At 33.5% G+C, this 14,982-nt stretch carries 12 protein-coding genes; 10 read left to right on the forward strand and 2 right to left on the reverse strand.

Going from position 1 to position 14,982, the window contains the following annotated elements; all coding sequences use genetic code 11:
* The first annotated feature begins 76 nt into the window (after positions 1-76).
* The 8 genes from ABD940_RS11860 to pckA all read left to right on the forward strand — a co-directional run bounded on the left by ABD940_RS11860 (position 77) and on the right by pckA (position 11,141).
* Positions 77-1,210, forward strand: a complete 1,134-nt coding sequence (locus ABD940_RS11860; RefSeq protein ID WP_486303707.1) for a RagB/SusD family nutrient uptake outer membrane protein — start codon at positions 77-79, stop codon at positions 1,208-1,210.
* A gap of 78 nt (positions 1,211-1,288) precedes the next feature.
* Positions 1,289-1,966 (forward strand): hypothetical protein, encoded by a 678-nt coding sequence (locus tag ABD940_RS11865; RefSeq protein ID WP_345204002.1) that lies wholly within the window; start codon positions 1,289-1,291, stop codon positions 1,964-1,966.
* Between the two features lie 43 nt (positions 1,967-2,009).
* Complete coding sequence (locus ABD940_RS11870; protein WP_345204005.1) at positions 2,010-3,947, forward strand: putative porin; 1,938 nt, start codon at positions 2,010-2,012, stop codon at positions 3,945-3,947.
* Positions 3,948-3,960: 13 nt separating this feature from the next.
* Complete coding sequence (gene bshC, locus ABD940_RS11875; protein WP_345204007.1) at positions 3,961-5,547, forward strand: bacillithiol biosynthesis cysteine-adding enzyme BshC; 1,587 nt, start codon at positions 3,961-3,963, stop codon at positions 5,545-5,547.
* Between the two features lie 36 nt (positions 5,548-5,583).
* The gene (locus tag ABD940_RS11880) at positions 5,584-7,527 is read left to right on the forward strand and encodes a LysM peptidoglycan-binding domain-containing protein (RefSeq protein ID WP_345204010.1); all 1,944 of its coding nucleotides are present in this window, start codon (positions 5,584-5,586) and stop codon (positions 7,525-7,527) included.
* Between the two features lie 70 nt (positions 7,528-7,597).
* Positions 7,598-8,473: an ACP S-malonyltransferase gene (gene fabD, locus ABD940_RS11885; RefSeq protein WP_345204013.1), complete on the forward strand. Its 876-nt coding sequence runs from the start codon at positions 7,598-7,600 to the stop codon at positions 8,471-8,473.
* Between the two features lie 15 nt (positions 8,474-8,488).
* Positions 8,489-9,391 (forward strand): GYDIA family GHMP kinase, encoded by a 903-nt coding sequence (locus tag ABD940_RS11890; RefSeq protein ID WP_345204016.1) that lies wholly within the window; start codon positions 8,489-8,491, stop codon positions 9,389-9,391.
* Between the two features lie 130 nt (positions 9,392-9,521).
* Complete coding sequence (gene pckA, locus ABD940_RS11895; protein WP_345204019.1) at positions 9,522-11,141, forward strand: phosphoenolpyruvate carboxykinase (ATP); 1,620 nt, start codon at positions 9,522-9,524, stop codon at positions 11,139-11,141.
* 158 nt (positions 11,142-11,299) lie between these two features.
* Here pckA and ABD940_RS11900 read toward each other — a convergent pair whose 3' ends face one another.
* Together ABD940_RS11900 and ABD940_RS11905 are read right to left on the reverse strand one after the other, a co-directional pair.
* Positions 11,300-11,707 carry a type II 3-dehydroquinate dehydratase gene (locus ABD940_RS11900; RefSeq protein WP_345204021.1) on the reverse strand — a complete coding sequence of 136 codons (408 nt, stop codon included), beginning with the start codon at positions 11,705-11,707 and terminating at the stop codon, positions 11,300-11,302.
* 30 nt (positions 11,708-11,737) lie between these two features.
* A complete protein-coding gene (locus ABD940_RS11905) occupies positions 11,738-12,733 on the reverse strand; it encodes a helix-turn-helix domain-containing protein (RefSeq protein ID WP_345204022.1) in 996 nt (331 codons plus the stop codon).
* A 474-nt stretch (positions 12,734-13,207) separates the two neighbouring features.
* Here ABD940_RS11905 and ABD940_RS11910 point away from each other — a divergent pair, with 474 nt between their 5' ends.
* On the forward strand, positions 13,208-14,500 hold the full coding sequence (locus ABD940_RS11910) for a hypothetical protein (RefSeq protein WP_345204024.1): 1,293 nt from the start codon (positions 13,208-13,210) through the stop codon (positions 14,498-14,500).
* A 129-nt stretch (positions 14,501-14,629) separates the two neighbouring features.
* On the forward strand, positions 14,630-14,953 hold the full coding sequence (locus ABD940_RS11915) for a DUF6660 family protein (RefSeq protein ID WP_345204028.1): 324 nt from the start codon (positions 14,630-14,632) through the stop codon (positions 14,951-14,953).
* Positions 14,954-14,982 lie beyond the last annotated feature (29 nt).

Raw genomic sequence — 14,982 nt, forward strand, 5'->3', positions numbered from 1 at the left:
AGACTTTTTGGCATATGGAGAGGTTAGATCTGATGAAATGATCAGTAATTTGGCAGGAGGGTATTATCAGAATGTTATGAACTATACCATGCTCTCTAATGATGCTTATGCAGTGAACACATATAATAAAATCTATGAATTAGTTGCTAAAGCTAATATTGTGATTAATACTGATATTGCTGGAATTGAAGGTACTGATGCTAATCGTACCAATGCTAAATATGCACAAGGCCAGGCTTATGCACTTAGAGCAATCGCTTTTTTTGATGCACTAAGATTGTATGGACAAAAGTATATTTCTGGAGGTGAATCTTTAGGAATTGTAATGCCCTTAAAATATGATCCAACTGCTAAAATGCCCAGAGCAAGTATTGCTCAAACAGAGGCTCAGATTGATGCAGATTATACGAAAGCTATAGAATTAATGACTGCTAATGGTAATCCTGCAAGTACAGTTAAAACTGAACTTACAGTATATTCTGTAAAAGGTATGATGTCAAGATTTTATCTTTATAAAGGAGATTATGCAAAAGTAAGGTCTTTAACAAATGATTTGTATGGCAAATTTAGTGTAGTACCTGCTGGATTGCTTCAAGAGTCATTTAGATTTACTCTAAACGGAGCCGCTCCTAACTCTATGTTTGAACTGGCAGTAGGAATCAACGCATCATTGTCTACAGCTTCTTACAGACAAAGACTTAATCCTAACGGATATGGTAATATTGTAGTAAACACAAGTACGTATAATGCATATAATGCTGCTGATGAAAGAAGAAAGTTCATTACATTAAGTGGAGGGCAAAGATTCTTATCTTTTAGCTCAAATAATAATGGTATAGGTAAATATACTCAGGGAGTTGGAGCTGATAATATTAAGATGCTTCGTTATGAAGAAATTTTATTAAATGGAGTAGAAGCAGAATTAAATGGTGGTAGTGCAACACAGGCTCTTACTTACTATAATTTAGTTGTTGCTAATAGAGGATTACCTGCTGCTACATCAGTTAATATGACATTGTTGAAAGCTGAAAGAATGAAAGAACTTTTAGGAGAAGGACTTAGACAATGGGATTTAAGAAGATGGGGAGATGCGGTTCCTAGACCTACAGGAGCTAGTACTAATGCGGATCTTAATGCATTCCCGATTCCAAGAGCGGAAACTGATTTAGCTGGTACTCTAGTTAAATCAAACCCAGGGTATGATAATTAATTATTAGAATTATTAAATATATGAGCCACTTCTTTATGAAGTGGCTTTTATTTTGTTACTTTTGTTTAAAGAATTAGAATGAAAAGAGCATTTTTAATTTTATTTGGTCTATCAATGTCAATAACTAATGGGCAGGTTGGAAACGAAAATATTTCATATTCTTCTGGGAATTTTTTTATGAGAGCGAATAGACCTACCACAAAAGAATACACAATTGACGGAACTCCATATATAAACGGAAATAGCTTTTCTAAAGTAATAATCAAAGACTACAGTAAAAACGTCCAAGATCTTCGATACAACGCCTACGAAGATGAAATGGAATTTAAAAATGGTGAAGAATTGTTTTATGCAAACAAAGAGAATAATCTTAAAATACAATTTCCGACATTAAATAAAACCTACAAATGTTTTAATTATTCTTATGATGGAAAGTCTAAATTAGGATATTTGGTGGTTTTAGTTGAAGATCCAAAATTTTCTCTTTATAAAAGAGAAAGAGTAGAATTACTGAATGGTGAAAAAAGTACTAATGCTTACACAAAAGATGCCAATGATTATTATGCTAAAGAAAAAGATTTGTATTTAGTCTCATCAACTAGTCAACTCTCAAAATTTCCTAAAAATGTAGGCGATGCAGCAGATTTTTTTTCAATAGATAAAAAAGAACTTGAAATTTTCTTCAAGACAAATAAAATTAATATTAGCAGAGAAGCGGATATGATAAAGCTTGTTGAGTTTATAAATCAGCACTAGTTATTAAAAAAACATATGTATTTTTGTAGTTCAAAATTTTATAATGAAATACATATTTCTTATCATACTCTTCCTCAGTCTCACAGCCCAAGCTCAGGTTGTAAACAAAACAGACTCAAACCAGCTTCCGAAAAAGGGAGAGGATACTTTGGTAATTGATTCGGGGAAAAAGGATTCCTTAAAAATATTTAAACCAACTATTAATGACTATCTGTATCAGAAGCAATTTTCAGAAAAAAAAGTGTTTGATACGGTGATGACTTTTGATAAAACCTATATTTTCTCTCAATATAATAACAAAGATAATTTTGGTAAATCTCAGTTTGCTAATATTGGAGCAGGTTTTAATCCCTTGTCTTATGAAGTAAATTCTGAACAAAATTTGGCTTTGTTGCCTACAAACAAATCTTATGGAATCTTAGGAGTTGATGACATTCATTATTATGATGTTAAAACCCCGACCGCAACTTTTATTTATCATAATGCAATGAAAAACGGAGCGGCTTTGAGATCTTCTTATACTCAAAATATAGGAAAGAGATTTAATTTTGCTTTAGAATACAGCGGATTGCGTTCTCAGGGGATGTATAGAAATTCCCTGGCTTCAAATAACAATACATTATTTTCCGGACATTATGTTTCAAAAAGTGGAAACTATGAATTGTTCGCACATTATTTACACCAAAACGTAAACAATCAGGAAAATGGAGGAATTGCAGTTGATAGTCTTTTTCAAAATGGTGACAGCAATTCTAGAAACAGACAAAATATGCAGGTGAATTTATCTTCTTCAAGTTCACAGTTTTCTTACAGAAGATATTATTTGACGCATCAGTTTGCACCTTTCAATTCGGAGAAAATTCCTTTCAAGATCAGACATACGATTTCTCATCAGGGAAATAAATATTATTATACTCAAGGTTCAGCGGAAGCTTATTGGTACGATGCTCCACAGCAGCTTGTCACAAATGGCCCTCTTACTTCAAAAAAATATTCAGATAATTTCAGTAATACGGTGAGTTTGGTTTGGGATAATGAAAAGTTCAAATTAGACGCAGGACTTCGTTACCAGATGCTGAATTTCGGAGGAAGTGAAATTACTTTGCCGCTTCTGGAAATTCCGACAGAAATTAAAGAAAGTCGAATCGGAGCCGTTGGAAATTTACAGATTAAACTTTTTGATAAAATTCAGTTAAATTCATTTCTGGAGTTTTCAAACGGAACTCAGTTTGGAACTTACATGAAAACAACGAATAATTTAAAATTTGAACCAATAAAAGATTATTTTGTTAATGCTAAAGTGAATTTCCAAAGCGCTTACCCATCATTTAATTATTTATTGAATACTTCGATTTATAATAATTACAATTATTATCTTCAGAATGCTCAAAACCAAGCTGTCACCGAAATTGGTGGAAGCATTGGCTTGAAGTGGTTCAAGACAGAATTATTTGCCAACTATTATAGAATTGATAATTACACATATTTCGATATGGCGGCAATGCCCCAACAAAGTGCAAGTTCGTTGAATATTTCTCAGATTGGAGGTGATGCAACTTTTAGCTACGGAAGTTTTCATTTAAATACAAGATTGCAGTTTCAGAATGCTTTAACGAATAAAGATCTATTGCCAATGCCAAGTTTCATAGGTCGTGCAAACTTTTTCTATCAGTCAAAAGCATTTAAAAAAGCAGCAGAAATTCAGGCAGGAATCAAGGTGTATTATTTCTCGAAATTTGCATCTAGGGAATATTTTCCGATTCTTAACGAATATATTTTGCCAAATTCCAATTCATATTCAATTGGAGGACAGCCGATCGCCGATGTTTATTTTAATATGAAAGTTAAAAGAATGTTCTTTTTTATTGAAGGGCAACAGGTCGGAACTTTTCTTTCACACAACAAAGCTTATGCATTTCCAGGTTATCCGATTTACGATTTTAGGTTAAATCTTGGGATTGTGTGGTATTTGTTCAACTAAAATTTAATCAAAGTTGAAAACTATAAATAAAATATCATTTCAGGATATAGAAAGCATTCCTCAGTTGATAAAGGATTTTCTGAATCACAAAATTGAGGGTTTCGAGGAAAGCACATTTTCTTTCGATAATTTTAAAAAACAAATTCACCTTAAACAAAATTCTTTCACTTCAAGTCAAAGAAATGTTTTATCGAGTACTTTGGAAAGACAACTTTCAGGTCTTAAACTTTCGTCGAAACAAAATGAAAATTTAGAAAATTTAAGACTTCCAAATACATTTACAATCACAACCGGTCATCAGTTGAATCTTTTTTCCGGACCTGTTTTTTTTGTGTATAAAATTTTACAGACCATTAAAACCTGTACTTATTTAAAAGAAAACTTCCCGGATTTCAATTTTGTTCCGCTGTATTGGATGGCTTCTGAAGATCATGATTTTGCTGAAATCAACCATTTTAAAACGGAAAATAATTATTACGAAATCAATGAAAAATCAGGTGGAGCGGTTGGAAGAATCAAAATCAGCGATACATTTTTCATTTCGGAATTCGAGAAAGAATTTAAAGATTTTGTTTTCGGAACTGAATTGATTTTAATGTTAAAAGAAGCTTACAAAGTAGGAAATACTTTAACGGAAGCTATTCAGATTTTAGTTAATAGATTGTTTTCAGAATTTGGATTGTTAATTATTGATGGTGATTCTAAGGAATTAAAAAGTCAGATTAAAGAAACTTTTAAGGATGAACTTCTTAATTTTAGTTTAATCAAAAATTCAAAAGAAAAAGTAGATTTTCTAACGAAAAAATACGGAAAAGTTCAGGTAAATCCGCGCGAAATTAATCTTTTCTATTTATCTGAAACCAGGGACAGAATTGATTTTGACGGTCAGAAATACATTATTGTTGATAAAAATATTCAGTTCACGGAAGAAGAAATTGTAAATGAATTGGAACATTATCCTGAAAAATTCAGCCCGAATGCTTTGATGCGTCCGGTTTATCAGGAGTCAGTTTTGCCGAATTTGGCTTATATCGGCGGAAATGCCGAAATTATGTATTGGCTGGAACTGAAGGATTATTTCACAAAAATCAATATTCCTTTTCCGGTTTTGATTCCAAGAAATTCAATGCTGTTTTTAAAGGAAAAAACGATCGGTAAAATTGAAAAACTGGATCTGAAGATTGAAGACTTTTTCCAAAACTTTACTACAATTACCAATGCGAAGGTTTTAGATAATAATGAAATTCTGAAATTGCTTGAAGACAAAGAAAATCTTTTATTAAATCAGTTCTCTGAATTAAAAACAATCGCCGAAACTACAGAAAAATCTTTTGGGAATATGGTAAAAGCGGAAGAAACAAGGCAGATAAAATCATTCAAAAGAATGAAAAAACGTCTTCTTCACGCAGAAAAAATAAAAAAAAGTGAATTGTTGGAAAGACTGGAAAATCTGTTTTTAGATGTAAATCCTTCTAGGAATTGGCAGGAAAGGGTTTATAATTTTAGCATATTTTTTGCAGATTATGGATATTCATGGCTTGCAACTTGTTTAGAAGAAATGCAAATTGAGGAGTCAAAACTAATAATAGTTGCCATTTAATTTTAAAGAAGTATTTTTGCAATATAATCACAGAAAATGATAAAGAGGTTTTTTATTCTATCCAGTTTATGTATGATTTTGGGTGTGTCGGCTCAGAAATCGCACACCGTTGTAAAGGGAGATACTCCTTATAATGTTGCCAAAAAATACGGACTGACTGTAGATGAATTGCTGAAACTGAATCCCAAAGTGAAAGACGGAAAGTTAGCACTTGGAGATATTTTAACGGTAAAAAATGATAAAACTGTTGCTTCAGCACCGAAAGCTGTTGTATCTACAAAACCTGCAGATAATTCTAAGGTTGGGAAGATCATTCTTCAGCCAAAACAAACGGTTTACGGAATTACAAAACAATACAGAATTTCAGAAACTGATCTCAGAAAACTGAATCCTGAACTGGATTCTCACATGAAGATCGGAGACGAAATTATTCTACCTCTTGAAAGTATCAAAAAATATGGCGGAAATGAGCAGCAAGCTGTAGCCACAACTTTACCTGCAACAAAGCCTGTAGAAAATACGGTTACGCCCGTTGCAACGGTTTCAACAGACGGATATATTGTTCAACCAAAAGATAATTATTACCGAATTTCAAAACAGTTCAATATTACTAAAGATGAGCTTTTTGCTTTAAATCCGGGATTGGAAGAAAAAGGATTAAAACCTGGTGAATCTATTAAAGTAAAAAGATCAACCGGAGGAACAAACTCAGGAGCCGATGTCTTTGAAGAAAAAACAAATTCGAAAACAAAAGTAGATTCCGGAAACGAAAGATCTTCAAATACAAATACTGTTGTTGCAGATGATTATGTAACTTATACAGTTCAGCAAGGTGACACAGTTTTCTCAATTGTCAATAAATTCGGAATTACAATTGATGAATTGATAGCTTTAAATCCGGATTTATCTCACGGCTTAAAATCGGGAATGGTTTTAAAAATTAAAAAACTTGATCCTGCATATGTAAAGAAAAACGGTGATGCATTAAGCGTTGTTATGATGCTGCCTTTTGGATATAGCACAGGCGAAACTCAATACAGAACAATGGCAATGGATTTCTTAATAGGTGCAAAACTTGCGATTGAAAGAAATGCCAGAAACGGACAAAAATTAGATATTAAAATTGTGGATTCAGGAAATGAAGCATCTTTCCGAAATTCATTAACACAAATAAATCCAGATAATACAGATTTGATTATCGGACCATTCTTTAAGTCGAATGTTGTTGACGTTTTAGACTTTACAAAGAATCAGAAAATTCCGATTGTTGCACCTTTTGCAAACTCTCCGGAACTGTACAATTACAGCAATTTGATTATTATTGAAACTAGTGATAATACCTATGCTGATAAAATTGTAGAAGAGGTAAAAGCTGCATTCTCTGATCAGAAAATATATATTGTTGCAGATGCTAAAAAAGAAAATGCAAACTACATCAAGGCAGGTCTTGAAAAAACTTTGAAAAGCCCGAATGTTGTGATTGTAAATTCACCGGCAGATATTCAGCTTGACCAGAATATGATGACAGGTCAGTCGGCTCCGGTAATTGCGATTTTAGCAAGTGACAATGATGCAACAGGTGAAGCTTTTGCCAATAAAGTAATTGCTTTGTCTAAAGAAGTTCAGGGCGTGAAAGCATTCAGTATGCATTATGTTCCTGTCTTTGAAAAGAAAGTGGATGATCTTAGTCAGGCAAATCTTGTTTATCTGATGGACAGAAAAATTAATACAGAAGGAAGTTTCGAAAAAGAAATTTTAGCTGCTTATAAAAATAAATATTGTAAAACTCCTCCAAGATATGCTATCGTAGGATTCGATGTGGTAAATGATATGTTGACCAGAGAGAATAAAAAAGGCGAGATCTTCAAGCAAATGAATAAGGTACAGACTCAATTAGCTACAAAATTTGAGTTTGTAAAATCTAAGGCAAACGGTGCTTATGTAAATACAGGTTATCGTGTAATTAGATTAGTTCCATAAATGATTTGAGTCAGTTTAAAGAATATTGTTAACATTATATTTATATTTGCGTAATATTTTAAATTAATACATGAAAGCACTTGTATTTCCTGGGCAGGGTTCTCAGTTCATCGGAATGGGAAAAGAATTGTATGATTCTAGAAAAGACATTAAGGACTTGATGGAATCTGCCAACGAAATTTTAGGGTTCGATATCCTTTCTATTATGTTTAACGGAACGGATGAAGACCTTAAAAAAACGGAGGTTACCCAACCTTCAATTTTTATACACTCGGTTGCTGCACTGAAAGCAGTAAACGGTCTTGGAGCCGAAATGGTTGCGGGACATTCTTTGGGAGAGTTTTCAGCATTAGTTGCCAACGGAGTTTTATCTTTTGACGACGGTCTGAAACTGGTTTCCGAAAGAGCAAAAGCTATGCAGGCTGCTTGTGATGCAAATCCAAGCTCTATGGCTGCAATTTTAGGATTGGAAGATGCTAAAGTTGAAGAAATCTGTGCGACAATCGGCGGAATCGTAGTTCCGGCAAATTACAATTGTCCCGGACAATTGGTAATTTCAGGTGAAACAGCTGCGGTTGAAGAAGCTTGCGTGAAATTAAAAGAAGCTGGAGCAAAAAGAGCTTTATTATTGCCTGTAAACGGAGCATTTCACTCTCCATTGATGCAGCCTGCACAGGAAAGATTAGCTGCTGCGATCGAAAAAACGAAATTCAGAAATGCAATGATTCCTGTTTATCAGAATATCACGACAACAGCAGTGACAAATCCTGACGAAATCAAACAAAACTTAATTGCACAATTGACAGGTCCTGTAAAATGGACACAATCAGTTCAGAATATGATTAAAGATGGGGCAAATAACTTTATTGAAGTTGGTCCTGGAAAAACGTTACAAGGATTAATCAAGAAAATTGATTCTTCTGTAGACGTTGCTTCTGCAATCTAATTTAATACAGAAATCATGGGCGAGATATTTTCACCGGGAAAGCTGATGCTTACTTCAGAATATTTCGCAATGGACGGAGCTCTTGTCTTAGCGGTACCTACCAAGCTGGGACAAGAGTTTTCTTTTGAAGAAAAAGATGATGAGAGATCCCTGATTTTCTGGGAAGCCTATCATCAAAATAAATTATGGTTAAAAGCTGTCATCGATTACAAAAACTGGCAGATCTTAGAAACTAATATTCTTTCAAATGCTGAATTCATTTTAAAGACTTTAAAAAACGTTCAGTTACTTTCTACAATTAAATTCAAAGACAATTTTACTTATCACTTAAAAACCAACCTTCAGTTTCCTGCGGATTATGGTTTGGGCAGCAGTTCTACTTTAATGACGAATCTTGCAGAATGGTCGGAGATCGATCCTTTCTATTTAAATAAGATAAGTTTGGGTGGAAGTGGTTATGATATCGCGGTAGCAAAAGAGAAATCTGCCGTACTTTATCAGAGTGTTCCTGAGATTAAATATGAAAAGGTAAATTTCGATCCTTCCTTTAAAAACGAATTGATTTTTATTCATTTAAATCAGAAGCAGGATAGTCGTGAAGGAATCAATTTTTACAAGTCAAAAACGAAGTCTCAAAAACTGGTTGATGAATTTTCGGATCTTACAAGAAATATTTTAGTATGTAATGAATTGGAAAAATTTTCTCAACTAATGTTAATTCATGAGCAAAAAATATCAAATTTCCTTGAAATTTCGACAGTTAAGGCTAAATATTTCACAAATTGCCCTGTTTTTGTGAAAAGTTTAGGAGCTTGGGGTGGAGATTTTGTCATGAGCTCAAAATTTGATGGGTTTGAGGACTATTTTTGGGGAAAAGGTTTTCGCACTATTTTTAATTGGAATGAAATAATTAATTGATTTTCAGTCGATTAAAAGCTTTATTTTTTATTTGCCATTCTGACTTATATCATTATATTTATCCACGTTTAACAATTAATTAATATTAATTTTGTTAAGACCCAAAAAAGAAATAGAAAATATAAGTAAAATGAAACACGGTAAAATCATCCAGGATTTAGAAAAATTAGGGATTAATGGAAACTATGAAGTAATTTATAATCCTTCGTATGAAGAATTGTATCAGGCTGAAGTTTCTACTGAAAATCAGGGCTTTGAGAAAGCTGAACTTACGGAATCTGGCGCAGTATCAGTAAAAACAGGAATTTTCACAGGTCGTTCTCCTAAAGATAGATACATTGTTCAGGATGATGTTACTAAAGAAACGATTTTCTGGGATGGTAAAGTAAACTTGCCTACAACTTCGGAAATTTTCCAGTCTTGTAAAGAATTAGTATTGAATCAACTTTCGGATGCTAAAAAAATCTATGTTGTTGATGCTTTCTGCGGAACAAACACTGATACAAGATTAAAAGTAAGATTTATCGTTGAAGTTGCTTGGCAGGCGCATTTCGTTACGAATATGTTCATCCGTCCTTCTCACTATGAGTTAGAAAATTTCGGAGAGCCGGATTTCACAGTAATCAATGGTTCTAAAACGACAAACCCGAACTGGGAAGAACAAGGATTGAATTCTGAAAACTTCGTGATGTTCAACCTTACTGAAAAACTTCAGATCATCGGAGGAACTTGGTACGGTGGAGAAATGAAAAAGGGAATGTTCGCAATGATGAACTATTACCTTCCATTAAAAGGAATGGCTTCAATGCACTGTTCTGCAAATGTAGGTGAGGAAGGAGATGTTGCTCTTTTCTTTGGACTTTCAGGAACAGGAAAAACAACTTTATCAGCTGATCCGAAAAGATATTTGATCGGTGACGACGAACATGGTTGGGACAACAATGGAGTTTTCAACTATGAAGGAGGTTGTTACGCAAAAGTAATCGACCTTTCTGAAGAAAAAGAACCGGATATTTTCAGAGCAATCAAGAGAGACGCGCTTCTTGAAAACGTTGTCGTAAACGACGGGGTTTCTGATTACACAGATGGATCTATCACAGAAAACACAAGAGTTTCTTATCCTATTTATCATATTAATAAAATTGTTTTGCCTTCAAAAGCAGGACACGCAAGCAAGATAGTTTATCTTTCTGCAGATGCTTTCGGAGTATTGCCTCCGGTTTCTGTGTTGGATGAAGATCAGGCACAATATCATTTCCTTTGCGGTTATACATCAAAATTAGCAGGAACTGAAAGAGGAATCACTGAGCCTGAACCGTCTTTCTCTCCGGCATTTGGTGAAGCGTTTTTAACATTACACCCAACAATGTATTCAAAAACATTGATCGGAAAAATGAAAGAGCACGGTGCAAAAGCTTACTTGGTAAACACAGGTTGGAACGGTACAGGAAAGAGAATTTCTTTAAAAGATACAAGAGCAATTATTGATTCAATCATTGATGGATCTATCGAAAATGCTCCAAAAACCAGAATTCCAATCATGAATTTGGAAGTTCCTACGGAATTGCCAAATGTTTCTGAAGGTATTCTAGATCCTAGAAATACTTACAACGACGTTGCTGAGTGGGAAGAAAAAGCAAAAGATCTTGCTGCAAAATATATCAAAAACTTTGATCAGTATTGCAATACGGAAGAAGGTAAAAAGCTTATCGCTTCCGGACCTCAATTACAGGAGCAAACGACAAACTAAAAATATAAAACCTCATCAATTTGATGAGGTTTTTTTATAGTGTTTGAGATGCTTCGAGAGCCTCAGCATGACATCGCTACAAAATAAAGACTAATAAAAAGGTTAGTATTAGAGCAATGTCATGCTGAGCCTGTCGAAGCATCTTTACATAAGATTTATTATTTCAAACTCAAAACAGCCAATCGATATCCATCCATTCCAAAACCGGATAAAACTGCATCTGTATTTGCCGCTGTTACAGACTTTTGACGGAATTCTTCTCTTTTGTAAATATTACTGATGTGAACTTCAACTTTGGGTTTATTGATATTTTTTAAGCAATCTGCAATGGCATAAGAATAATGCGTAAAAGCTCCTGGATTTATAATTAAAGCATCAAATTCATCCTTCTGAAGATGATTAATAATTTCCCCTTCAATATTAGATTGATAATATTCTAATTCAAAAGACGGAAATTCAGATCTTAAAGCATCAAGATAATCTTCCATGGAAACAGTTCCGTAAATTTCCGGTTCTCTTGTTCCTAAAAGATTTAAATTTGGACCGTTGATAATAAGAACTTTCATTAAAAATAATTTAATTCAAAGATAATATTTTTAAATACTGTTTTCGCGGGTATTTTTCAGGTTTCTTTGAAAATATTCGGAAGGTGTTGTTCCTTCGATCTGTTTAAAAACCCTGTTGAATGTCGATTGATTGGAGAATCCGGCTTCAGTATAAACATACATCAGGGTCGTCTTCTGAAAATCAACTTCAGTAAATAATTTTTTTACATAATTAATTCTGTAGGTGTTTAAATAACTATTGAAATTAGGATAACCTTTATATCGGATGGCTTTTGATAAATAACTACTATTGACATCCACTGCAACACTTAATGATGAAAGATTAAATTTAACATCTTTAAACAACATGTTTTCAGACATAGAATTTTCAATTTTTGAGAACAATTTTTCCATACTTTCTACATCAATTTCTGTTTCTTCAGATGTATTTTCCAATTCAGTTTTTTTATCTTTTGGGGTATTGGTTTCTTTATTTGTAAACTGTAACAGTATTTCCTGTTTTCTGATTTTGTCTTTGTAATATATTAATAAAGTGACTACTAAGATATTCGATGCAAAAAGTATGGTGTCTGTAAACATCACTTCTTTTTGGCTGTGTTTTGGAAAATTAAAAGAAAAATTATTTGCAATAATGTATCCGATTACGATAATTGATAAAGTATACAGAGAATAAGCCAAAACCTCTTTTTTCGTAAAGAATATATAAGCTCCCAAGGGAATGGGCAAAAGCCAGCAAAAACTTGCCACCGAATTGTTCCAAAAAGCCAGCATTACATAAAAATCGTATATAGGAGCTGTCATTAAATATAAATGTACAATCGTACTTATCGGAAATCTTTTTCGCATCAGAAAATAGCTGTAGCTTATGAAAACCAATCCGCCAAGTAGATACCAAGGCATTATTTTATCATGAATATAGAATGTAAATATGAGAGCATAGATTACTAAGATAATCAGCATAAGAATTACATAGCTGTCCATCAACTCTTGTTTTAATCTTTCTATTTGTTCATGTTTTGTGTTCATTTTTAATGTCTGAGTCAGTTTGTTTTGAATAAGAACAGTGATTTTCTATAAAATGACTTTGTTAACTGTTTGTATTCTAGTGAAATGTGATTTGTTTAAGTCATTTTCAGGATTATCATTTATTCAGCTCTTTCTTTGATTTATCAACAAAAATAATTTTGCGAAATACTTTTTACTCCTAAATATTTAATGAAAATTTCCTTCTCTTTTGAAAGTGTTTGTGTTTTTTAATATTAAAATAAGAAGAAATCCAAACAGCAAAATTAGAGAAAAAAATACAAAGAGATCTAAAGTTTTTATTATGAAACATATTGATATTAATAAGAATAAAGAAAAATTTATTATAAAAACCAGATAAAAAGAAAAAATCAACAGGCACAAGTTCTAAAAACATTAAAACAAACAGATGATGATTTGAAAGAGATATTCCCCTTAAACCTTGCTTTCATTTAATTCTAAAAAAAACAATTATTTATGAAGAAAATTATTTTACTGATTACCAGTATTTCTTTTATGTCTATGTATTCTCAAGTTGGGATTAATACTTCCAATCCCAGAGGAATTTTTCATGTAGACGGAGCAAAAGATAATGCAACAACAGGAATTCCAACTGCGACGCAACAAGCAAATGATTTTGTTGTAACTTCAAATGGAAGTGTAGGTATTGGAACAAACTTGCCAAATGCATCTGCAATTCTAGACGTCAATGTAGATGGATTGTCATCCGGAAGTAAGAAGGGATTTCTCGGTCCGAAAGCCGCCTTAAGTTCTCAGACAGATCAGGTTACAATACCTTCGCCTGCGACGGGACTGTTAGTTTATAATTTAGGAACTGGAGGTCTTGTTTATAATGGCTATGTATTTTGGAATGGAACAGAGTGGAGAACGTTTAACAACGGCTCACTCGCTCCCGGAACTGTAGGAACTATTACCTGTAACGGAATTACACTTTCTCCGAGTACTTATACTGCAGGAACTCCCTACACCGGAACAATGAATGTACCTTATACAGGAGGAAACGGGGGAATTTATGCAGCACAGACAATAGGTCCTGTAAATGGTCTTACGGCGACTTTATCAGCCGGAAATTTTAATTCAGGTTCGGGAACTTTAAGTTATACGGTTTCAGGTACACCAACGGTTACAAGTCCTATTTCCACAACATTTCCCTTAAACATTGGAGGAAAAACATGTAATGCAGTTATCGGAACCGGGGATGGACTTGCACCAGGAGATTTAGTGTTTTATAGAGCTGGATTTTCTTCAAATGTAGGAGGATGGATGAGTGCTTTTGTAACTGATCTTCCTATCATCGGAGGGAAAGTTAGACTCGATGCATGGTTTAATGGTGCATCAAACGGAGGAAATGGAAGTGTTACCATGTGGCCAAGATTGGTAAATATTTCTTCATCACCAGTAAAACTTTGGTTTAGTGCTTTAACTACTGTTGATAGATTTAATGCCGGGAATTATATACTGGCTCCAAGTACACCCACAGGTTCAGGCGCAACACTTGCTCCCTCTGCTTACATGGAATTAGATAACGGAATTTATTACGGAGTAGGATATAATGATATTTTGGGAACGTCGACACCAAGAGTAACGGGAAGTGGAGAAGGCGGCCATCAGGAAGTATTAACAATGGATCTTGCATTGGATGATAAATGGTACAGAGTATATTATTTCCCGACTGTGGATAATATGAATACGGCAAGTACTACGGATAATACGAGAATAATATATCTGTCTATTCAAAGATTGTATTAAGAATTTTTTCAGGTATTTGAAGATGTGTTTTTTTAAGGGTAGTCTGTTACAGGCTACTCTTTTTTGATATAATTTATTTAAATACTTTTTAATAAGTTTCATTTCCAAAAAAATTCTACCTTTGTCAATATGAACCTTTTAAGATTTATACTTGCATTTTATTTCATGGCACTTTCGCTGATGCCCTGTGAAGATGTGCAGAAACAATCGGGTTCAAATTACAGACAGCAATCTTTTAGTATTGAAGAATCTCATTCAAAAGATAAAGGAGATATCTGTTCTCCGCTATGTGTTTGCAATTGTTGCCAGATAACGGTTGCGGCTTTCAAACTGGATGCTTTAATAGAAGTTCCGACTCAGATTCAGACCTATTTTTCAAAGAAAATTCTTTTCGATAAGAACAATTTCGCTTATCAGGTTTACGATAACATTTGGCAACCGCCTAAGATTTAATTTTATTGATTTTTTAATATCTGAAACTT

The organism is Chryseobacterium ginsengisoli, assembly GCF_039542325.1.
Classification (GTDB): Bacteria; Bacteroidota; Bacteroidia; order Flavobacteriales; family Weeksellaceae; genus Chryseobacterium; species Chryseobacterium ginsengisoli.

What these genes read in the sequence shown, in the direction of transcription:
- ABD940_RS11860 (WP_486303707.1), top strand. Translation starts at nt 77, where the DNA reads ATGAACTATACCATGCTCTCTAATGATGCTTATGCAGTGAACACATAT.
- ABD940_RS11865 (WP_345204002.1), top strand. Translation starts at nt 1,289, where the DNA reads ATGAAAAGAGCATTTTTAATTTTATTTGGTCTATCAATGTCAATAACT.
- ABD940_RS11870 (WP_345204005.1), top strand. Translation starts at nt 2,010, where the DNA reads ATGAAATACATATTTCTTATCATACTCTTCCTCAGTCTCACAGCCCAA.
- ABD940_RS11880 (WP_345204010.1), top strand. Translation starts at nt 5,584, where the DNA reads ATGATAAAGAGGTTTTTTATTCTATCCAGTTTATGTATGATTTTGGGT.
- fabD (WP_345204013.1), top strand. Translation starts at nt 7,598, where the DNA reads ATGAAAGCACTTGTATTTCCTGGGCAGGGTTCTCAGTTCATCGGAATG.
- ABD940_RS11890 (WP_345204016.1), top strand. Translation starts at nt 8,489, where the DNA reads ATGGGCGAGATATTTTCACCGGGAAAGCTGATGCTTACTTCAGAATAT.
- pckA (WP_345204019.1), top strand. Translation starts at nt 9,522, where the DNA reads ATGAAACACGGTAAAATCATCCAGGATTTAGAAAAATTAGGGATTAAT.
- ABD940_RS11900 (WP_345204021.1), bottom strand. Translation starts at nt 11,707, where the DNA reads ATGAAAGTTCTTATTATCAACGGTCCAAATTTAAATCTTTTAGGAACA.
- ABD940_RS11905 (WP_345204022.1), bottom strand. Translation starts at nt 12,733, where the DNA reads ATGAACACAAAACATGAACAAATAGAAAGATTAAAACAAGAGTTGATG.
- ABD940_RS11910 (WP_345204024.1), top strand. Translation starts at nt 13,208, where the DNA reads ATGAAGAAAATTATTTTACTGATTACCAGTATTTCTTTTATGTCTATG.
- ABD940_RS11915 (WP_345204028.1), top strand. Translation starts at nt 14,630, where the DNA reads ATGAACCTTTTAAGATTTATACTTGCATTTTATTTCATGGCACTTTCG.